This is a genomic window from Dactylosporangium sp. NPDC048998, from assembly GCF_043197855.1.
In the GTDB taxonomy this organism is placed as follows: domain Bacteria; phylum Actinomycetota; class Actinomycetes; order Mycobacteriales; family Micromonosporaceae; genus Dactylosporangium.
In genome coordinates this window covers 817,823-836,776 of record NZ_JBICTV010000001.1, presented here as the reverse complement: position 1 = coordinate 836,776, position 18,954 = coordinate 817,823, and the positions used below count along the sequence as shown (strand labels likewise).

The window sequence follows — 18,954 nt, the reverse complement described above, 5'->3', positions numbered from 1 at the left end:
AGAAACGTTTCGAGCCTATGCGCGTTTCGGTGACACGCAGCAGTCGGCTGGGCAGTAATCCCAGGTCGGGACGGTGCCGAGCGCGTGACGCACATTACTGTGAGCAAGGACGCGCTCATCGACCAGCTGTCGGATCATGTCCACGAACCGCGGGTCGACGCCCGGGGTGGCGGCCCGGGCGAAGGCCAGTCCGAGGCGCGCGGCGGTCGCGCGGGCCTCCTCGTCGAGGTCCCAGATCACCTCGAGATGGTCGGAGATGAAGCCGATCGGGCTCACCACGACCTCGGTCACGCCCTCCTTCGCGAGGGCCTCCAGGTGGTCGTTGACGTCGGGCTCCAGCCACGGCACCTGCGGCGGGCCGGAGCGGCTCTGCCAGACCAGGTCCCACTCGAGCTCCGGCGCGGCCTCGGCGGCGACGAGGGCCGCCGTCTCGCGCAGCTGGGCCTCGTACCGCCCGACGCCACCGGGGCCGCTGGCCGCGTTCATCGACGTGGGGATCGAGTGGGCGGTGAACACCAGCCGGGCCTTCATCCGCGACGGCAAGCCGTCGAGCGCCTCGCGCACGGCGTCGGCGTGCGGGGCGATGTACCCGGGGTGGTCGTGGTAGTGCCGGATCTTGTCGATGACCGGCGCGTCCGGCACCTCGGCCCGCGCGCGGTCGATGTTGTCGAGGTACTGCCGGCACGAGGAGTACGACCCGAACGGGCTGGTCACGAACGCGAGCGCCCGGCGGACCCCGTCGTCGCGCATCTGCCGCACGGTGTCGGCGAGCATCGGGTGCCAGTTGCGGTTGCCCCAGTAGATCGGCAGGTCGAGGCGGGGCCGCAGGGCCTCGATGAGTGCGCGGCACTGGGCGTTGATCGGCGAGACGCCGCCGAAGTGCCGGTAGTGCCCGGCCACGGCCTCCAGGCGCTCGCGCGGGATGCCGCGGCCGCGGGTCACGTTCTCCAGGAAGGGCAGGACGTCGTCCTGCCCTTCCGGGCCGCCGAACGAGAGCAGGAGGAACGCGTCGTAATCCACGCCCTCATTCTGCTCCTTGATCAGGACCCGCCGACCGCGTGGTACCCGCCGTCGACGTGGACGATCTCACCGGTCGTGGCCGGGAACCAGTCGGACATCAGGGCGCAGCAGGCCTTGGCCGCGGCGATCTGGTCGTAGAGGTCCCAGCCCAGCGGCGCGACCTTGGCCCAGGAGTCCTCGAAGACGGCGAAGCCGGGGATCGACTTGGCCGCCATGGTGCGCAGCGGGCCGGCCGCGACGAGGTTCACCCGGATGCCGCGCGGGCCGAGCTCGCGCGCCAGATAGCGCGACGTGGACTCGAGGCCCGCCTTCGCCACGCCCATCCAGTCGTACACCGGGTAGGCCTTCGACGCGTCGAAGTCCATGCCCACGATCCCGCTGCCCGGCGTCAGCAGCGGCAGACACGCCACGGCGAGGGCCTTGAACGAGAAGGTCGAGACGTGCACCGCGGTGGCCACGTCCTGCCAGGGCGCGGCGAGGAAGTCGCCGCCGAGGCAGCTGGCCGGGGCGAACGCGATCGAGTGCAGCACCCCGTCGAGCCCGTCGACGTGCTCGCGCACCTTGTCCGCGAGGCCGTCGAGGTGCTCCTGGTTGGTCACGTCGAGTTCGATCACCGGCGCCTCCTGCGGCAGCCGCTTGGCGATCCGCTCGACCAGCGACAGCCGGCCGAAGCCGGTCAGCACGACCTTGGCGCCCTGCTCCTGGGCGAGCTTCGCGGCGGAGAAGGCGATCGACTGGTCGGTGATGATCCCGGTGATCAGCAGCCGCTTGCCTTCGAGAAGTCCAGCCATGGTTTCCGGAGTCTCCCTAAATGATGATATGTCCGAAAAATCTGGCGCCTGCGCCGGATTTTTCGCGACGTCAACGACCGACCGCCGTCAGTGACCCATGCCGAGGCCGCCGTCGACGGGAATGACGGCGCCGGTGATGTACCCCGCGGCGTCGCTGGCGAGGAACGTGACCACGTCGGCGACCTCCTCGGGCTTGGCCATGCGGCCCATCGGGATGCTCTTCTTGTACTCCGCCTGGGTCGCCTCCGGAAGCACCGCCGTCATGTCGGTCTCGATGAAACCGGGCGCGACGACGTTGGCGGTGATGTTGCGGCTGCCGAGCTCGCGGGTGATCGAGCGGGCCATGCCGACCAGGCCGGCCTTGCTCGCCGCGTAGTTGACCTGGCCCGGGCTGCCGTAGAGGCCGACGACCGAGGAGATGAAGATGATCCGCCCCCAGCGCGCCCGCAGCATCTTGCTCGCGGCGCGCTTGGCGCAGCGGAACGAGCCGGTGAGGTTGGTGTCCAGCACCCCCGTGAACTGCTCCTCGGTCATGCGCAGCAGCAGGGTGTCCTGCGTGATGCCGGCGTTGGCGACGAGCACCTCGACCGGGCCGAGCGCGTTTTCCACCTCCGTGAACGCGGCGTCCACGGCAGCACTGTCGGTGATGTCACACTGCACGCCGAACAGCCCGTCGGGCGCACCCGAACCACGGTGCGTCACCGCCACGCGGTCGCCCTGCTTGGCGAACGCCTGCGCGATCGCCAGTCCGATGCCCCGGTTTCCGCCGGTGACCAGCACGGTCCTCGCCACGGTGCCGCCTTTCGTGCTCAAGATCTCGCTCATGAGAATGCAATACGGAGACTAGGCGCTACCGAATGGTAGGACCCAATGCGCCGGGCGGCTGATGCCGGGCATGGCGGTCCGCAGTACTATATGGAGGTTTGGATGTCCGGCCGCCTGACGGCCGGGCCCGTTCGCTGCCCGTCCGGCACGGGAGCCGCTCCCCAGGAGGTGATCGCTGTGCGAAGTAGCGATCCCTCCAGTCGTGGCCGGTAACAGCAGATCACCCGCCACGGCTTTCCGTGTGTCTGTTCTCGCTTTCCCATTGAGACAACACCCGTTGGGAGCCCGTCGTGAGCCGTTTCGTCGCGCCCGTTGGCTTTTTCCTGGCCGCAATCTGGGTCGCCGCCCTGTTCTTCCTCGTCGGCGCCCACTGACCGCTGTCCGCCGCGCCGGCGCGACGAACCACCGGCCAGGGGGCCGCGGCGATCACCGCGGCCCGCGACACCGTCCTACGGAAGCCGGGACCCCCACAGCAGGCTGAGTGCGCCCGCACACAGCGCCATGAGGAAGCCGAAGCCCAGATACCACTGGGTGATCTCGCGCGGCTTCGTGCGGTAGCCGATCGAGCTGCCCATGTCCGAGTAAACCCGCTTGAGCTCTTCCTTGCTCGCGGCCTCGTAGAAGTACCCCTTGGTGACCTCCGCCACCTTCTGCAGCGACGGGCGGTCCACCGGCACCCGCTGCGGCGTGTTGCCGATGCGGACCACGCCCTCGTCGGTGCCGAACGCGATCGTGGAGACCGGCACGTTCGCCGCCGAGGCGGCCGCGGAGGCGTCCTCCAGCGAGCGGCCCGCGGTGCGGAACCCGTCGGAGAGCAGCACGATGCGGGCCGGCGGCGGGCCGGCCGCGCCGTCGGCGGGCACGGTGCGGATCGCGTCGAGGCTGGTGAACACGGCCTCGCCGGTGGCCGTCGACTCCTGCAGCGTCAGGCCGTTGATCGCCTGCAGGATCGAGCTGCGCTCCTTCGTCGGCGACACCAGCACGCTGGCCGTCTTGGCGAACGAGACGAGCCCGACGTTGAAGCTCGCCGGGAGCTGTTTGACGAAGTCGATCGCGGCCGACTTCGCCGCGTCGATCCTCGTCGGCTGGACGTCGGTGGCCTGCATCGACAGCGACACGTCGATGGCCAGCATGATCGTGGCCCGCTCCAGCGGCTCCTTGGTGTCCACCGACGGCCTGCTCAGGCCGAAGGCGAGGATGACCAGGCTGAGCAGGAAGGCGGCCGCGCTGACGTGCCGGCGCGCGCCGATGCCCCTGGGCACCAGGCTGCTGAGGAGGTCGACGTTGGTGAAGCGCACGGCGAAGGCGCGCCGGTGCAGCTGCCGCCACACATACACGCCGATGACCGCGGCGACCGGCACCAGGGCCAGCAGCCACCACGGTGAGAGCAGACGGATCATCGGGTCGTACCTCGAGTTCGGGCGTGTCGCTGGGCCGCGACGAACCGGACGATGTCCAGGAGCCAGTCGGAGTCGGTGCGCAGCCGCAGGTGTGCCGCGTTGGCACCGCGCAGTGCCGAGGCTATCTCGGCCCGCTGGGCGGCCGCGGCGTGGGCGTAGCGGTGGCGCAGCTTCGGGTCGGCGGTCTGCACCTCGTGCATCCGGCCCGTCTCCGGGTCGACGAGCGCGATCACCCCGACGTTGGGCAGCTCCAGCTCGCGCGGGTCGACGACCTCGACGGCGAGCAGGTCGTGGCGCACGCCGACCTTGCGCAGCGGCCGCGCCCACTGCTGCGGCGGCGTCATGAAGTCGGAGATGACCACGGCGAGGCCGCGCCGGCGCGGGGGCCGGTTGAGCATGTCGATGAGCGCGCCGAGGTCGGCACGGCCGGGCCGGCCCCGGGTCAGCGCGATCGTGCGGAGCAGGCCCTGGGCGTCCTTGCGGCCGGGGCGCGCCGGGAGGCGGGTGAGCTCCTCCGCGGTACCGACGACGGCTCCGATGCGGTTGCCACCGCGGACGGTGAGATGCGCCACGGCGGCCGCAGCGGCCACGGCCAGGTCGCGCTTGAGGTATCGGGCCGTGCCGAAGTCCAGGCTGGCGCTGAGGTCGACGGCGAGCCACGTCTCCAGCTCGCGATCGGCGACCGTCTGGCGCACGTGCGGCAGCGTGGTGCGGGCCGTCACCGGCCAGTCCATGCGCCGCACGTCGTCGCCGGGGCGGTATTCCCGCGACTCGCCCGCCTCGGTGCCCGGCCCCGGCAGCAGGCCCAGGTAGTCGCCCTGCAGCAGGCCGTCGAGCTTGCGCGTGACGAGCAACTGCATGCGGTTGAGGACGACCTCCGCGCGAGCGTCGTCCAGCCCGGGGCCGCTCTGGATCTTCACCGCCCCGGCCACGTGGTGATGGTGGTGGTCGCCTGAGGCTGGCCCGGCTGGCCCGGCTGGCCCGGCTGGCCCGCCGGCGCGGTGGTGGCCTGCTGGCGCGGCGCGACCGTCGGCGGCGGCACCGCGGCGAGGACCCGGCGCACCACGTCGTCGGCCGGGATGTCGTCGGCGAGGGCGTCGTAGGACAGCACCAGGCGGTGGCGCAGGATGTCGGGGGCGATGTCCTGCACGTCCTGCGGCAGCGCGTAGTCCCGGCCGCGCAGCAGGGCGAGCGCCCGGCTGGCCCGCACGATGCCCAGCGAGGCGCGGGGGCTGGCACCGTACTGGATGAGGTGCGCGATGTCGGCCAGGCCGTGCTCCGCGGGGGCGCGGGTGGCGACCACCAGCCGCACCGCGTAGTCGACGAGCGCGTTGTGCACGAACACGTCGTCGGCCTTGTCCTGCAGCGCCATGAGCTCCTGGGTGGTGAGCACCGCCGCCGGCTCCGGGGTCTTCACGCTGACCCGGTAGACGATCTCGCGCTCCTCGGCGTCGGTGGGGTACCCCACCTGGATCTTCATCAGGAACCGGTCGCGCTGGGCCTCGGGCAGCGGGTAGACGCCCTCCTGCTCGATCGGGTTCTGGGTGGCCATGACCAGGAACGGGCGGGGCACGTCGTACGTCTCGCCGCCGATGGAGACCTGCTGCTCGGCCATGACCTCCAGCAGGGCCGACTGCACCTTGGCCGGCGCGCGGTTGATCTCGTCGGCGAGCAGGAAGTTGACGAACACCGGCCCGAGCTCGACGTCGAACTTCTCGCTGGACTGCCGGTAGATGCGGGTGCCGACGATGTCGGCGGGCACGAGGTCGGGCGTGAACTGGATGCGGGAGAACGTGCCGCCGACGACCCGGGCGAGGGTCTCCACGGCGAGCGTCTTGGCGACGCCGGGCACGCCCTCCAGCAGCACGTGACCGCGGCAGAGCAACGACACGAACATCCGCTCGATCATCCGGTCCTGGCCGACGATGACCCGCTTGACCTCGAAGAGGGCCCGTTCGAGCACGGTCGCGTCCTGAGCAGGGGTCGAGACAGGGTTGCTCGGCTGGGTCACCGGTCCTCCACGCGTGTATTCCGTCCAGCTGCCGGTTTCGGCAAACCTAGCGTCGCACGACGCGGCGACCGGCCGCGATCCGACGCTGCTGAGAGCCTACTGGGAGTTCGCATCCAGCCGACTTCGGCCGGCATATCGGATATGCGGCGATCGATAAGGAGGATTTTCTCTCACCCTTCCCCTTCACGGACTGGACATCACCCGTACCGGAGTGGGTACCATTCACCCGTCGCCGGGCGGCTTCCCCCGTGGCCGCCCGGCGCTCACACTCATGGCGTGGAAGAGTTCATCTGCTCCGCCAAGGGGTGCCGTTCCCGAGCCGTGTGGCGGCTGCTGTGGAACAATCCGAAGCTGCACACGCCCGACCGGCGCAAGGTCTGGCTGGCCTGCGACCAGCATCGCGAGTCGCTGTCGTCGTTCCTGAGCGCGCGCGGATTCCTGCGGGAGACCGCGCCTATCGATGATCGGGATAGGCTCGAGGAGTGAACGCTCCGGTCGCACCAGATCCGCTGCGCCCGTGGCCGGACACCGTCGGGTGGCGGCCGATCTCTCCGCGGTACTTCCTGGTCAGGCTGGCGACGCTGGCCTTATGGGTGGTCGTGCTGGCGCTCGCCTGCGTGGTCGCCGGCGTGCTGTGGTCGGCGTGGTTCCACCTCGCCGCCGTGGCGGTGCTGGCCGCCGGCGCGGTGCGGGCGGCGTTGATGCGCCGGTCCATCCGGGCCTGGGGCTACGCCGAGCGGGCCGAGGACCTGCTGGTCCGCCACGGGCTGCTGATCCGGCGGCTGTCCATCGTGCCGTACGCCAGGATGCAGTTCGTCGACGTGACCGCCGGCCCGATCGAGCGCGCCGCCGGCCTCGCCACCGTCACCCTGCACACCGCGGCCGCGGCGAGCGACGCCACCGTCCCCGGCCTGGCGGCCGCCGAGGCCACCCGCCTGCGCGACCGCCTGGCGGCACTCGGCGAGATCCGCGAAGAGGGCTTGTGACCGGACCTTTGCGCCTGCCCCGGCGGCGGCTGCACCCGCTGACGCCGCTGGTGCGCGGGGCGAAGCTCGTCGCCCTCGCCGCGGTCGCGGTCTCCTGGCGCGGCCTGAGCGACCTCGGCCTGCAGCACTGGCTGCTGGCCATGACCGCGATCCTGGTGCTGGCGGTGCTCGTTTCCGCGGCGGTGTGGGCCGTGACCGGCTACGAGGTGGTCGGCCGCGAGCTACGCGTCCACGAGGGGCTGCTGTCGCGCCGGGTGCGCACCATCCCGCTCGAGCGGGTCCAGGCGATCGACGTCGTGCGCCCCGCCCTCGCGCGCGTGTTCGGCCTCGCGGAGCTGCGCCTGGAGGTCATCGGCGGCGGCAAGACGGAGGCGCCGCTGGCGTACCTGACCGTGGCCGGCGCGGCCGCGCTGCGCGCCTCCCTGCTCGGCCTGGCCACCGGCGCCGCGCCCGCCGAGCCCGCGGCCGAGCGACCGCTGTTCGCCGTGGACAACGGCCGGCTGCTGCTCGCCCAGTTGCTCACCCCGCAGGCGTTCTCGGTGCCCGTCGGCGCCGCGTTCGTGGTCTGGCAGGCGCTCGCCCACCCAGACTGGACGCTCATCGGCGCGGCCAGCACGATCACGGCGTTCCTGGGCGTGTTCCAGGTGCCGATCCGCCGGGTGCTGGACGAGTGGGACTTCCGCATCGCCGACGACGCCGCGGCGCTGCGACTGCGCCAGGGCCTGCTCAACAAGCGCAGCCAGTCTGTGCCTCCGCGCCGCGTACAGGGCGTCAAGATCACCTGGCCGCTGCTGTGGCGCGCCGCCGGCTGGGCGCGGGCCCGCATCGACGTGGCCGGCTACGGCGGCGACGTCGACGAGCAGCTGCGGGCCGGCACCCTCGTGCCCGTCGCCGGGTCCGCGCACGCGGTCGCGGTGGCCGCGACGGTGCTCGGGTCGGCCGTCGACCCGCGCCCCGGCCCGGCGCCGATCGACGCCGCGGCCCTGCCGGTCAGCCGGCCGCCCGCGCGCGCCCGCTGGCTGGCCCCGCTCGCGTGCTCCCGCATCGGGGTGGCCGTCACCGACGACGTGATGGCCGTCCGCGAGGGGGTGCTGACCCGCGAGCTGATCGCGGTGCCGCTGGCCCGGGTGCAGAGCGTCCGGGTGACCCAGGGCCCGCTGCAGCGGCTGCTGTCGCTCGCCACGGTCACCGTCGACACGGCGGGCGGCCTGCACGCCACGGCCCGCCTGCGCGACGCCGCGGACGCCTACCGTCTCGCCGACGAGCTGGCCGCCCGCTCCCGCACCGCCCGCCACACCTTCTCCGCGCGCCGGGCGATCCCCTAACGGCGGGCCGCGGCGACCAGCGACGGCAGGACCTCGCCGATCGGCTCGCGGATCACCTCGTCGGCGATCGGGTCGTACGGCGTCTCGGCGTCGTTGAGGATCACGATCCGCGCGCCCTGCTTCGCCGCCACGCCGACCAGGCCGGACGCCGGGTGCACGGTCAGCGAGGTGCCGACGGCGGCAAACGTGCGGCAGAACATCGCCGCCTCGGCCGCGGCCGTCAGCGTCTCCATATTCATCTGCTGGCCGAACGAGATCGTCGCGGACTTGAGGATGCCGCCGCAGCCGTGGCAGGCCGGGTCGGCCTCGCCGGCCTCGACCCGCTCCAGCGTGTCGCGCATCGGCCCGCGAGCCCCGCACTGCAGGCACTCGGTCTCGTGGATGGTGCCGTGCAGCTCGATGACCTTCGCCGCGTCCAGGCCGGCCCGCTGGTGCAGCCCGTCGATGTTCTGCGTGACCACGGCGGTGAGCAGGCCGGCGCGGTCGAGGTCGGCGAGCGCCCGGTGCGCGGCGTTGGGCGCGGCCGACCACGCCGGGTGGTGCAGGCGCTCCTGCCACGAGCGGCGACGCACCTCCGGGTCGGCCACGTAGTGCTCGATCGAGGACAGCCGCATGGCTTCCGGGTCGCGCGTCCACACGCCCTGCGGCCCGCGGAAGTCCGGGATGCCGGAGTCGGTGGAGATGCCGGCGCCCGTCAGCACCACGACGGACCCCTCGGCGAACCACGCGGCAGCGTCATGCATGGCGCCCAGAATATGGCCCGGCCCAGGAAAGCGGCTTCGAATTACCGCGGTCGTTAGGCTTAGGGTATGCAGCCGAGCGAGCGCCCCACGGTCGATGCGGCCCCATGGGTCGGTGCCGTCACCCGCGTCGAGCTCACGGTGACCGATGCCGACACCGCGCAGGCGGTCGGCTCGGGCGACGTGCCCGTCCTCGGCACGCCGCGGGTGTTGGCGCTCGCCGAGGCGGCGACCGTCGGCGCGACCGCGAGCCGGCTGCCGACCGGCTTCACCACCGTCGGCACACGTGTCGAGATCGAGCACCGTGCCGCGACTCCGATCGGCGGTCGCGTCGTCGCCGAGGCCCGCCTGGCCAAGGCCGACGGGCGCAAGCTCGTGTTCGAGATCTTGGTCAGGGACGGCCGGCAGGTCGTCGCCGAGGGGCGCGTGGAGCGGATGATCGTCGATCGCGCCCGTTTCCTGGCCAAGGCGCTGGAGGATCGGGAGGCCACAGCATGACCGGTCCGGAGCGAATCGGAGGGGCCGGTCATCATTGGCTCAGGTCTCAGTCATGCCGCAGCCGGAGCGAAGCGAAGGTTCCGGCATGACCGGTCCGGAGCGAAGCGAAGGTTCCGGCATGACCGGTCCGGAGCGAAGCGGAGGTTCCGGAATGACTGTGTTGCACGAGATCGCCTCGGGGGTACACGTGCTGCGCCACCCGGTGCTCGACGTCAATGCCACCCTGGTCGTCGGCGGCGAAGCCGCGCTGGTCGTCGACACCCTGTCCACGCCGGGCCAGGCCCAGGATCTCTTGGCGGCGGTACGCCGGGTGACCCACCTTCCCCTCGTCGTCGTCAACACGCACCACCACTTCGACCACACGTTCGGCAACATGGTGCTCGCCGCCGAGGGCGCGCCGATCTGGGGTCATGAGGAGGCCGCCGCGCTGATCGGGCCCGCGCAGCGCGACCGGGCCGTGCTCGAGCACCCGGACCTGGCCGCCGACCTGGCCTGCCTCACGCCCGTCCCGCCGACCCGGCTGGTCCGCACCACCGCCGAGCTGGACCTGGGCGACCGCGTGGTCGGGCTGCGCCACTACGGCCGCGGCCACTCCGTCGGCGACCTCGTGACGCTCGTACCCGACGCCGACGTCGTCATCGCCGGGGACCTGGTGGAGGAGAGCGGCCCGCCGCAGTTCGACGACGCGTACCCGCTCGAGTGGCCCGACACCCTGGCCGCGCTGCTGCTCGACCTCAACCCGCAGACCCAGGTCGTGCCGGGCCACGGCGCGGTCGTCGGACCCCGCTTCGTGACCGCCCAGCACGAGCAGCTGGCCGCCCTGGCGTGGCTGATCCGCGACGGCGACCAGGACGGCGCCCCGGCGGAGCGGGTGGCCGCGAAGTCGCCGTTCCCGCAGGACATGTCGATGTGCGCGGTGAAGCGCGGCTACGTGCAGCTGAACATGCCGTAGCGCGCCGCGCGGCGGGCGCGCGGCGCGTTACGGCATGGTCAGGCCGGGATGCCGCTCACCTCGCGGTCGAAGTTGCGGTGCGACGCCAGCGCGGCCAGCAGGGTTTGCGGGAAGTCCGGGGTGAACTCCTCCTCCACGATCAGCGCCGGATCCGATGAGGCCGTCGTCAGCGGGATCTGCGCCCGCTGCAGCACGCCCAGGCCGGAGCCGAACGCGCCAACCGGCTTGCCGTGCTTGTACGCCTCCGCGGCGAAGTGCACCGCCGCGCCCTCCACCGACAGGTCGGCCGCGGCGCTCGGCACCACCACGGCGTCGTAGAGGACCGACGCGGTCGTGGTGATGGCGTGGGTGACCTCCATGGGTACGCCGTCGGAGGTGGTCACGGCGGCGTCGGTGACGCCCAGCAGGTCGACCACGGTGCCCGCCCCGGTGCAGGAGTCGCGCAGGTGCGCCACGACGCGGGAATCGGCGCCGTCGGCCATCAGGACCGCCACGCGGCGGGTGCGCGGGGAGGCGGCGGCGCCGTCGCGCGCCTGGGAGAGCGCGGGCGAGCTGCGGCCGTGGTTGTCGACGGACTTGACCGGCTCCTCGACGCCGATGCCCTGCGCCACGGCCACCGCCAGGTCGTGGTCGATGCGGTTGAGGTGCTCAACGGCGCGGACGCGGATCGGCATCGCGGTGACCTTGCCGAGCTCGAAGCGGTACGCCGCGATGATGTGCTCCTGTTCCCAGGCCGACATGCTGTTCCAGAACAGCGTCGCCTGCGAGTAGTGGTCGGCGAAGGTCTCGCTGCGCTTGCGCTCCTTCGGGCCGTCGACGTGCTCGGGGTACGACATGAAGCCCGGCCCCACCTGCAGCGTCCCGCCGAGGGAGCTGGGGTGGTAGTTGGTGCGGCCGGTCGGCACCGCGTCCTGGTGGAAGCCGTCCTGCTGGTGGTTGCGCACGGGCGTGAGCGGCCGGTTGATCGGCAGCTGCGCGAAGTTGGGGCCGCCGAGGCGGGTGAGCTGGGTGTCGAGGTAGGAGAACAGCCGGGCCTGCAGCAGCGGGTCGTCCGAGAAGTCGATGCCGGGCACGGTGTTGCCGACGCAGAAGGCGACCTGCTCGGTCTCGGCGAAGAAGTTGTCCGGGTTGCGGTCCAGGGTGAGCCGGCCCACGGGGGTGACCGGCACGAGCTCCTCGGGTATGAGCTTGGTCGGGTCGAGCACGTCGACCTCTTCGAGGTCGAAGGCGCGCTCCTCCGGGATGAGCTGCAGGCCGAGCTCCCACGACGGGTACTCGCCGGCCTCGATCGCCTCCCACAGGTCGCGGCGGTTGAAGTCGGGGTCGCGGCCCGAGATCAGCTGGGCCTCGTCGAAGACCAGCGAGTGGGTGCCCAGCGCCGGGGTCCAGTGGAACTTCGCGAAGGTGCTGCGGCCGTGGCCGTTGACCAGGCGGAAGGTGTGTACCCCGAACCCCTGCATCATCCGGTAGCTGCGGGGCAGCGCGCGGTCGGACATGAGCCAGATGACGTGGTGCATGGTCTCCGGCTGGAGGGTGACGAAGTCCCAGAACGTGTCGTGCGCCGACGCGGCCTGCGGCATCTCGTTGTTCGGCTCGGGCTTGAGCGCGTGCACCAGGTCGGGGAACTTGATGCCGTCCTGGATGAAGAAGACCGGCATGTTGTTGCCGACGAGGTCGAAGTTGCCCTGCCGCGTGTAGAACTTCACGGCGAAGCCGCGCACGTCGCGGGGCGTGTCGGTGGAGCCGCGCGAGCCCTGGACCGTGGAGAAACGCGCGAAGACCGGCGTGCGCGCGTCCGGGTCGGTGAGGAAGTCCGCGGTCGTGTACTCGTCCAGCGGCTCGTACACCTGGAAGTACCCGTGCGCGCCGGAGCCGCGGGCGTGCACCACCCGCTCGGGGATCCGCTCGTGGTCGAAGCGCATGAGCTTCTCGCGCAGGTGGAAATCCTCGAGCAGGGTGGGCCCGCGGGCGCCGGCCCGCAGCGAGTTGTCGGTGTCGTCGACCGGGATGCCCTGGTCGGTGGTCAGCGCCCCCTCGGTGAACGGGCGCCTGCGCGCGGCGATCTGCCGGTCCTTGGAGGTCATGCCCCTCCCGCTACCACGACCCGGGCGGTTTACACCTTCTGCACCGCGGCCGAAGACCCGGAGGCGGCCAGCCGCTCGCACACGGCGCGCAGCGCGAGGGCCAGGTCGCGGCCGCTCATCGCGCGCTCCGGTGCGACCAGGTGCTGCACCACCACCCCGGCGAGCAGCGCCTGGTAGAGCCCGCCCACGGCCCGGGCCAGCTCGGGCTCGGCGGCGGGGTCGATCCCGTGGAACAGCGCGGCCAGCGCCGCCTCCGCCTCGACCTGCGCGGCCGCCCACGGCGACTCGGGCGCGGCCTGCCGGCCCAGCTGCGTGACGACCTCGAACTGCGTGGTCCACAGCGAACGGTTGGCGGCGACCGACGCGATCACCCGGTCCCAGATGGCCACGAACCGCTCCCCCGGGTCGGCCACATCGGACCCGCCGGTGAGCGCGCGCTCGAGCTCGTCGCTCCACTGGTCGAGCGCGCGCCGCAGCGCCTCGTTGAGCAGCGCCTCCGTGGTCCTGAAGTGGTAGTTGATCGCCGCGAGGCTCACCCCGGCCGCGGCGGCGATGTCCCGTGCGGTGGTGGCCGCGTACCCCTTCTCGAGCAGGCAGCGCTGCGCGCCTTCGAGGAGCTTCTCCCGGTTACCCATGGCCCCGATCGTACCGTCTAAGAATTCTGTATTGAACAAATGTCTCAGACGCCTGTACAGTCAATCGCGTCAGATCCGATCAGGGGAGGTCCCGATGTCCGTGCTCGTCGCCACCGCCGTCACCGCCGCCGTCGTCGCTGCCGCCGGCTCCGCGCCGCTGGCCTACCGCGCCGCCCGCAAGCGGCAGCGGGCCGCCGAGGGCCGCATCGACACCCCCGCCGGCATCGTCGAGGGCCGCTACGTCACCATCGGCGGCGTCGAGCAGTGGCTGCAGATCCGCGGCGAGGACCGGGCCAATCCGGTGCTGCTCGTCGTGCACGGCGGCCCCGGCTCGCCGTACTCGGTGTTCACCCCGGTCCTGCGGGAGTGGGAGCGGTACTTCACCGTCGTGCAGTGGGACCGCCGCGGCTGCGGCCGGACGCTGCGCCGCAGCGGCTGGCACCCGCAGGAGCTCACGTTCGACCGGCTGGTCGACGACGGCATCGAGGTCGCCGAGTACCTGCGCGAGCACCTCGGCCAGAACCGCGTCATCCTGATGGCCGGCTCGATGGGCACGATCGTGGGCCTGCCGATGGTCCGGCGCCGGCCCGACCTGTTCTCCGCCTACGTCGGCACCGACTTCTACGTGAACATGATCGAGAACGAGCGCCGGGGCCGGGCCGACACGCTGGAGCGGCTGCGCGCGGCCGGCAACCGGCGGGGCGTGGCCGCGCTGGAGGCGCTCGATCCCGACCCGCGCACCTGGGACTTCAAGGCGTGGGGCACCCGGATGCAGTGGTCGATGGCCACCGACCCGACCACCCCGAACGCGGTGTTCCGGCTGCTGTTCCCGCTGCTGCTGACCAAGCCCGACTACTCGCTGCGCGACGTGGCCGCCTGGCTCAAGGGCTTCAGCAAAGTCAACGCGGCGATGTACGAGCAGTTCATGCGCTTCGACGCGCGGGCGCTCGGCACGACGTTCGAGGTCCCGTTCTTCCTGTTCCAGGGCGCGCGGGACGTGGTGACGCTGGTCGAACCCGCGGTGGAGTACTTCGCCGAGGTCCAGGCCCCCGTGAAGGAACTGGTCCTCATCGAGGGCGCGAGCCACTTCGCCGCGTTCACCGAGCCGGGGAAGTTCCTGGAGGCACTGAAGGCACTGAAGGCACTGGAGACACTGCGCCGCGTCCGGCGCTGATCAGAGGGTGACGACGGTGCCGGTGTGGCGGGCGCGCTCGGCCGCCCAGACCACCCGGTGGCCGGCCAGGCTCGTCGCGACGTCGGACCGCAGGAGTCCGGCGTCGCCGGTCGCCACGGCCGACACGAACGCCTCGACCAGGGCCGCGTCGCCGTCCGAGTGGTCCGCCGACGGGTCCGCGGCGACCTCGATCGTCGTGTCCTCGCCGGTGCGGAAGTCGACCACGCGCAGCCGGGCGCCGTCGCCGTCCAGGTAGCCGTGGGTGCCGAACAGCCTCGTCTTGCGCTGCTCCGCCGGGGTGAAGGCGGTCATCGTGAGGGACACCGTGGCGCCGTCGGCGAGCTCCATCGAGACGACCTGGTGGTCGACGACGTCGTTGTCGCAGGCATAGACGCAGCGGCCGTAGGGCCCGGTGCGCAGCGCATCGAGCACCGCCGCCCGGTCGGCCTCCGCGGAGACCACCGACACCGGCCACGGCACCCGCTCGCCGGGCTCCAGCGTCTCCAGCCGGCCCAGGTAGAGCCGCGGCGCGGAGTACGCGCACTCCGGCTCCAGCGAGCAGTCCAGGCAGCGGTCGGCGGCGCCGGCGGGGCGCTGGTCGGCCCGGAAGTGCGCCAGGCCGCCGAACGAGCTGACCCGGCGGACCGGCTGCCCGCCGAGGTACATCAGCCAGTCGATGTCGTGACAGGCCTTCGACAGCAGCATCGGCGACGAGGACGCCGCGCTGCGCCAGTTGCCGCGGACGAAGGAGTGCGCCTGATGCCACCAGCCCACCGGCTCCAGGTGCTGGATGCTCACCAGCCGGCCGATGCGCCCGGCGTCGAGCAACTCCTTGAGCAGCGACGTGTACGGCGTGTATCGCAGCACGTGGCAGACGGCCGCCATGACGCCGGACCGGGTCACCGCCTCGGCGATGCGGCGGGCCTCGGGCTCGGTCGGCGCCATCGGCTTCTCCAGCAACAGGTGGTAGCCCTGGCCGGCGAGCAGGACCGCGGGGTCGGCGTGCAGGGTGTCCTGCGTCGCGACGACGGCGGCGTCGGCCAGCCGGCCGTCATGCTCGCGCAGCCGGGCCCAGTCCTCGAGGGCGCGCTCGGCCGGGATCCCGAACTCGCGGGCGAAGGCGAGCCGCCGCGCCGGGTCGGGCTCGGCCACCGCGGTCACGCGGGCGCGGCCGGTGCGCACGGCGTGCCGGGCATAGCCGGCCCCGCGCTGACCGGCCCCCACCACCAGCAGCTCCACCAGCCCCTCCTTCACGCCACCACCACCTCGGTGCCGGCGCGGCGGATCGCCTCGACGTGGTCGGGGTCCGCGCTCGCGTCGGTCACCAGGACGGCCACGTCGGTGATGGCGCAGATGCCGGCCAGGCAGTTGCGGCCCACCTTGGAGCCGTCGGCGACCACCATCACCCGGTCGGCCCGCCGGATCATCGCCGCGTTGGTGTGCGCCTCGATCTCGTCGTGGGTGGTCAGGCCGCCGCGGGCGCTGATGCCGTCGACGCCGACGACGGCGACCTCCATGTTGAGACCGGACAGCGCCTGATCGGCGATCGGGCCGACCAGCTCGTACGACTGGGTGCGGGACACGCCGCCTGTCATGATCAGCTTGAGTCGCGGGCGCAGGACCAGCTCGGAGGCGATGTTGAGGGCGTTGGTCACCACGGTCAGGTCGACCCGGTCGGCGAGCAGGCGGGCCAGGATGAGCGTGGTGGTGCCGCCGGTGAGGCCGAGCGTCAGCGGGCCGCGCGGCAGCAGCGCCGCCGCGCGCTGGGCGACCAGCGCCTTCTCCTCGCGGTGCTGGCCCCCGCGATAGCGCACCGGCAGCTCGTAGGCCACGTCAACGGCGACGGCGCCGCCGTGCGTGCGCGACAGCAGTCGCTGCTCCTCCAGCACCTGCAGGTCGCGGCGGATCGTGGCCGTGGAGACCTCGAACTCCTCGGCGAGGACGCCCGCGTCGACGGAGCCGTGCCGCGACACGCGCTCGAGGATGGCCGACATGCGGTCGGCCCGGCGCAGCGAACTCTGTGGCAATCCAGGCTCCGATCGGCGGGACTGCGATCGATGATCAAACGCGCAGTGATAGTAGTTCGTTTCCGCGCGAAAAGCCAAAGAACCTTGTGCACTTCTGCGTCGCCTGCCGACAATCCGAAGCATGACTGTGATCACGTTCCTCGGCGCGGGCAGCGTGGTGTTCACCCGCGAACTGCTCGCCGACCTGCTCTCGTTCGACGAGTTGCGCGGGGTGACGCTCGCCCTGCACGACATCGACCCCGAGCGGCTGGAGACCGCCGAGGCGATCGCCCGCCGCACGGCCGACCAGCTCGGCGCGGCCCCCAAGATCACCACCAGCCTCGACCGGCGGGCCGCGCTCGACGGCGCTACCTACGTCATCAACGCCATCCAGGTCGGCATGCACGCGGCGACGGTCCGCGACTTCGAGGTACCGGCCGGCTACGGGCTGCGGCAGACCATCGGCGACACGATCGGCGTCGGCGGCGTCTTCCGCGCCCTGCGCACCTTCCCGGTGCTGGCCGGCATCGCGGCCGACATGCGCGCGGTGTGCCCGGACGCGTGGCTGCTCAACTACACCAACCCGATGGCGATGAACGTCGCCTACCTGGCCGCGATCGCCCCCGAGCTCAACGTCGTGGGCCTGTGCCACTCCGTCTTCTGGACCGTGCACGACCTCTGCGCCCTGATCGGCGTGCCGCTGGACGAGGTCGACTACCGCGCCGCCGGGGTCAACCACCAGGCGTGGCTGCTGCGCTGGGAGCACCGCGGCGAGAACCTGTACCCGCGCCTGGACGCGCGCATCGCCGAGGATCCGCAGCTGCGCCGCCGGGTGCGGATGGACATGTACCGCCGGCTCGGCTACTTCCCGACCGAGACCAGCGAGCACTCCGCCGAGTACGTGCCGTGGTACCTGCACCACGACGACGAGGTGGAGCGGCTGCGGATCCCGGTCGGCGAGTACGTTCGCATCAGCGAGGCCAACCTCGCCGACTACGCCACCACGCGCGCCGCGGTCCTCGCCGGCGAGCCCCTCGACCTGCACCGGGAGGCGACGGAGTACGCGCCGCAGGTCATCCACAGCATGGAGACCGGGACGCTGCGCCGCATCCATGCCAACGTGGCCAACCGGGGGCTGGTCAGCAACCTGCCGGAGGGCTTCGCGGTGGAGGTGCCGTGCGTCGTCGACCGGCTCGGGGTGCGCCCGGAGCGGGTCGGCGCGCTGCCGCCGCAGTGCGCCGCGGTCAATCGCGGGTTCGTCAGCGTGGGCGAGCTGACCGTGCGGGCCATGCTCGACGGCGACCCCCGCCTCGTCCGGCAGGCCGCGATGGTCGACCCGAACACCGCCGCCACGCTGACGGTCGAGCAGATCTGGGTGCTGTGCGACGACCTGACCGAGGCGCACGGCTCCCTGTTGCCCGCACCCCTGCGCACCCGGGTTGCCCTCTGACCCATCGGCCGATGATCGGCGAGAAAACGCGCAATCCAGAATGTTCACTTGCGCAGCGTGGCTTGTGCATCGTGCGCGAACGCGCATAGCGTTCGCGCATGAACGACACTGCGCTCGAAATCGCCACGCAGCCGGCCGTGTGGGCCAGCGGGATCGCGCTGGCCGAGGAGGCCCGCGCCGCCCTCGCCGCACCCGGCGCGCGGACGCTCATCCTGGGCTGCGGCACCTCCTGGTTCGTGGCCCAGAGCCTGGCCGAGCTGCGGGAGGCGGCCGGCCTCGGCGAGACCGACGCCGCATGCGCGTCGGAGTTCGTGCCGCGCCGGCGGTACGACCGGGTCGTGGCCATCACGCGCTCGGGCACGTCGACCGAGGTGCTCGAGGCGCTGCGCAAACTGCCGGCCGGGGTGCACCGGGTGGCGGTCACCGCCGTCGACGGCGAGCCGGTCGACGACCTCGTCGACACCCGCGTCCTGCTCGGCTTCGCCGACGAGCGCAGCGTCGTGCAGACCCGCTTCCCGACGACGGTGCTCGCGATGGCCCGCGCGGCGTTCGGCGAGGACCTCGGCCACCTCGCCGCCGACGGCGCGGCGGCGCTGGCCGCACCGCTGCCGGCCGACCCGGCCGGGATCGAGCACCTCGTGTTCCTCGGCACCGGCTGGACCATCGGGCTGGCCCACGAGGCCGCGCTCAAGGTGCGCGAGGCGGCGCAGGCCTGGTCCGAGTCGTACCCCGCGATGGACTACCGCCACGGCCCGGTCGCCGTCGCCGGCCCGCGCAGCCTGGTCTGGTCGTTCGGCGCGGTGCCGGCGTCGCTCGACGACGCCGTGCTCGCCGCCGGCGCGCTGCCCTACCGCGACGGCCTCGACCCGCTCGCCCAATTGGTCCTCGCCCAGCGCTTCGCCGTCGCGCTCGCCGCGCAGCGGGGCCTCGACCCCGACAACCCCCGCCTGCTGACCCGGTCGGTTGTGCTCGCCGACCCGCTCGCCTGAGCGCCGCACGCCGCCCGCCGATCCGCCCGTGCCCCCGCCCGGCACCCGACAGCCCTCGGCAACCCCCA

The 18,954-nt window shown here is 72.3% G+C and carries 19 protein-coding genes; 8 read left to right on the top strand and 11 right to left on the bottom strand.

Annotated elements, in window-relative coordinates; translation table 11 throughout:
• Positions 1 to 15: 15 nt before the first annotated feature.
• The 6 genes from ACGFI8_RS03915 to ACGFI8_RS03890 all read right to left on the bottom strand — a co-directional run bounded on the left by ACGFI8_RS03915 (position 16) and on the right by ACGFI8_RS03890 (position 6,047).
• Complete coding sequence (locus tag ACGFI8_RS03915; RefSeq protein ID WP_392799517.1) at positions 16 to 1,020, bottom strand: ferrochelatase; 1,005 nt, start codon at positions 1,018 to 1,020, stop codon at positions 16 to 18.
• A gap of 20 nt (positions 1,021 to 1,040) precedes the next feature.
• Positions 1,041 to 1,811 (bottom strand): enoyl-ACP reductase FabI, encoded by a 771-nt coding sequence (gene fabI, locus ACGFI8_RS03910; protein ID WP_392799514.1) that lies wholly within the window; start codon positions 1,809 to 1,811, stop codon positions 1,041 to 1,043.
• An 87-nt stretch (positions 1,812 to 1,898) separates the two neighbouring features.
• Complete coding sequence (gene fabG / locus ACGFI8_RS03905; protein ID WP_392799670.1) at positions 1,899 to 2,603, bottom strand: 3-oxoacyl-[acyl-carrier-protein] reductase; 705 nt, start codon at positions 2,601 to 2,603, stop codon at positions 1,899 to 1,901.
• Positions 2,604 to 3,085: 482 nt separating this feature from the next.
• Positions 3,086 to 4,036 carry a VWA domain-containing protein gene (locus ACGFI8_RS03900; RefSeq protein ID WP_392799511.1) on the bottom strand — a complete coding sequence of 317 codons (951 nt, stop codon included), beginning with the start codon at positions 4,034 to 4,036 and terminating at the stop codon, positions 3,086 to 3,088.
• The gene (locus ACGFI8_RS03895) at positions 4,033 to 4,896 is read right to left on the bottom strand and encodes a DUF58 domain-containing protein (protein ID WP_392799668.1); all 864 of its coding nucleotides are present in this window, start codon (positions 4,894 to 4,896) and stop codon (positions 4,033 to 4,035) included. Before ACGFI8_RS03895 ends, ACGFI8_RS03900 begins: the two co-directional genes overlap by 4 nt.
• A 56-nt stretch (positions 4,897 to 4,952) precedes the next feature.
• Positions 4,953 to 6,047, bottom strand: a complete 1,095-nt coding sequence (locus ACGFI8_RS03890; protein ID WP_392799509.1) for an AAA family ATPase — start codon at positions 6,045 to 6,047, stop codon at positions 4,953 to 4,955.
• Positions 6,048 to 6,323: 276 nt separating this feature from the next.
• Between ACGFI8_RS03890 and ACGFI8_RS03885 the strand changes: the two genes are divergently transcribed.
• The 3 genes from ACGFI8_RS03885 to ACGFI8_RS03875 are packed head-to-tail and all read left to right on the top strand — an operon-like array spanning position 6,324 to position 8,358.
• Positions 6,324 to 6,533: an acetone carboxylase gene (locus tag ACGFI8_RS03885; protein WP_392799506.1), complete on the top strand. Its 210-nt coding sequence runs from the start codon at positions 6,324 to 6,326 to the stop codon at positions 6,531 to 6,533.
• Positions 6,530 to 7,033, top strand: a complete 504-nt coding sequence (locus ACGFI8_RS03880; RefSeq protein WP_392799504.1) for a PH domain-containing protein — start codon at positions 6,530 to 6,532, stop codon at positions 7,031 to 7,033. The genes ACGFI8_RS03885 and ACGFI8_RS03880 overlap by 4 nt, the downstream gene beginning before the upstream one ends.
• Positions 7,030 to 8,358: a PH domain-containing protein gene (locus ACGFI8_RS03875; protein ID WP_392799501.1), complete on the top strand. Its 1,329-nt coding sequence runs from the start codon at positions 7,030 to 7,032 to the stop codon at positions 8,356 to 8,358. Before ACGFI8_RS03880 ends, ACGFI8_RS03875 begins: the two co-directional genes overlap by 4 nt.
• Here the strand turns inward: ACGFI8_RS03875 and ACGFI8_RS03870 are convergent.
• On the bottom strand, positions 8,355 to 9,101 hold the full coding sequence (locus ACGFI8_RS03870; RefSeq protein ID WP_392799498.1) for an NAD-dependent deacetylase: 747 nt from the start codon (positions 9,099 to 9,101) through the stop codon (positions 8,355 to 8,357). The two genes, ACGFI8_RS03875 and ACGFI8_RS03870, sit on opposite strands and share 4 nt — an antisense overlap.
• Before the next feature lie 66 nt (positions 9,102 to 9,167).
• Here ACGFI8_RS03870 and ACGFI8_RS03865 point away from each other — a divergent pair, with 66 nt between their 5' ends.
• On the top strand, positions 9,168 to 9,596 hold the full coding sequence (locus ACGFI8_RS03865) for a thioesterase family protein (RefSeq protein ID WP_392799495.1): 429 nt from the start codon (positions 9,168 to 9,170) through the stop codon (positions 9,594 to 9,596).
• A 151-nt stretch (positions 9,597 to 9,747) separates the two neighbouring features.
• On the top strand, positions 9,748 to 10,548 hold the full coding sequence (locus ACGFI8_RS03860) for an MBL fold metallo-hydrolase (protein ID WP_392799493.1): 801 nt from the start codon (positions 9,748 to 9,750) through the stop codon (positions 10,546 to 10,548).
• A 38-nt stretch (positions 10,549 to 10,586) separates the two neighbouring features.
• Here the strand turns inward: ACGFI8_RS03860 and ACGFI8_RS03855 are convergent, their stop codons facing one another.
• Complete coding sequence (locus ACGFI8_RS03855) at positions 10,587 to 12,632, bottom strand: catalase (protein ID WP_392799490.1); 2,046 nt, start codon at positions 12,630 to 12,632, stop codon at positions 10,587 to 10,589.
• Positions 12,633 to 12,661: 29 nt separating this feature from the next.
• Positions 12,662 to 13,267 carry a TetR/AcrR family transcriptional regulator gene (locus ACGFI8_RS03850; protein WP_392799487.1) on the bottom strand — a complete coding sequence of 202 codons (606 nt, stop codon included), beginning with the start codon at positions 13,265 to 13,267 and terminating at the stop codon, positions 12,662 to 12,664.
• Between the two features lie 94 nt (positions 13,268 to 13,361).
• On the opposite strand from ACGFI8_RS03850, the gene ACGFI8_RS03845 reads away from it, so the two are divergent.
• Positions 13,362 to 14,441, top strand: a complete 1,080-nt coding sequence (locus tag ACGFI8_RS03845) for an alpha/beta fold hydrolase (protein WP_392799485.1) — start codon at positions 13,362 to 13,364, stop codon at positions 14,439 to 14,441.
• Here the strand turns inward: ACGFI8_RS03845 and ACGFI8_RS03840 are convergent, their stop codons facing one another.
• Together ACGFI8_RS03840 and ACGFI8_RS03835 are read right to left on the bottom strand one after the other, a co-directional pair.
• Entirely contained in the window at positions 14,442 to 15,695 is a 1,254-nt protein-coding gene (locus ACGFI8_RS03840; RefSeq protein WP_392799482.1) for a Gfo/Idh/MocA family protein, read from the bottom strand.
• Positions 15,692 to 16,468: a DeoR/GlpR family DNA-binding transcription regulator gene (locus tag ACGFI8_RS03835; protein WP_392799479.1), complete on the bottom strand. Its 777-nt coding sequence runs from the start codon at positions 16,466 to 16,468 to the stop codon at positions 15,692 to 15,694. Before ACGFI8_RS03835 ends, ACGFI8_RS03840 begins: the two co-directional genes overlap by 4 nt.
• Positions 16,469 to 16,589: 121 nt before the next feature.
• Between ACGFI8_RS03835 and ACGFI8_RS03830 the strand changes: the two genes are divergently transcribed.
• Together ACGFI8_RS03830 and ACGFI8_RS03825 are read left to right on the top strand one after the other, a co-directional pair.
• The gene (locus ACGFI8_RS03830) at positions 16,590 to 17,897 is read left to right on the top strand and encodes an alpha-glucosidase/alpha-galactosidase (RefSeq protein ID WP_392799477.1); all 1,308 of its coding nucleotides are present in this window, start codon (positions 16,590 to 16,592) and stop codon (positions 17,895 to 17,897) included.
• A 98-nt stretch (positions 17,898 to 17,995) separates the two neighbouring features.
• Positions 17,996 to 18,886 (top strand): SIS domain-containing protein, encoded by an 891-nt coding sequence (locus ACGFI8_RS03825; RefSeq protein WP_392799474.1) that lies wholly within the window; start codon positions 17,996 to 17,998, stop codon positions 18,884 to 18,886.
• The last annotated feature ends 68 nt before the right edge of the window (positions 18,887 to 18,954 follow it).

Excerpts from the sequence above, each read along its gene's own strand:
- fabI (WP_392799514.1), bottom strand. The coding sequence starts at position 1,811 with ATGGCTGGACTTCTCGAAGGCAAGCGGCTGCTGATCACCGGGATCATC.
- ACGFI8_RS03900 (WP_392799511.1), bottom strand. The coding sequence starts at position 4,036 with ATGATCCGTCTGCTCTCACCGTGGTGGCTGCTGGCCCTGGTGCCGGTC.
- ACGFI8_RS03895 (WP_392799668.1), bottom strand. The coding sequence starts at position 4,896 with ATGCAGTTGCTCGTCACGCGCAAGCTCGACGGCCTGCTGCAGGGCGAC.
- ACGFI8_RS03870 (WP_392799498.1), bottom strand. The coding sequence starts at position 9,101 with ATGCATGACGCTGCCGCGTGGTTCGCCGAGGGGTCCGTCGTGGTGCTG.
- ACGFI8_RS03865 (WP_392799495.1), top strand. The coding sequence starts at position 9,168 with ATGCAGCCGAGCGAGCGCCCCACGGTCGATGCGGCCCCATGGGTCGGT.
- ACGFI8_RS03860 (WP_392799493.1), top strand. The coding sequence starts at position 9,748 with ATGACTGTGTTGCACGAGATCGCCTCGGGGGTACACGTGCTGCGCCAC.
- ACGFI8_RS03855 (WP_392799490.1), bottom strand. The coding sequence starts at position 12,632 with ATGACCTCCAAGGACCGGCAGATCGCCGCGCGCAGGCGCCCGTTCACC.
- ACGFI8_RS03850 (WP_392799487.1), bottom strand. The coding sequence starts at position 13,267 with ATGGGTAACCGGGAGAAGCTCCTCGAAGGCGCGCAGCGCTGCCTGCTC.
- ACGFI8_RS03845 (WP_392799485.1), top strand. The coding sequence starts at position 13,362 with ATGTCCGTGCTCGTCGCCACCGCCGTCACCGCCGCCGTCGTCGCTGCC.
- ACGFI8_RS03830 (WP_392799477.1), top strand. The coding sequence starts at position 16,590 with ATGACTGTGATCACGTTCCTCGGCGCGGGCAGCGTGGTGTTCACCCGC.
- ACGFI8_RS03825 (WP_392799474.1), top strand. The coding sequence starts at position 17,996 with ATGAACGACACTGCGCTCGAAATCGCCACGCAGCCGGCCGTGTGGGCC.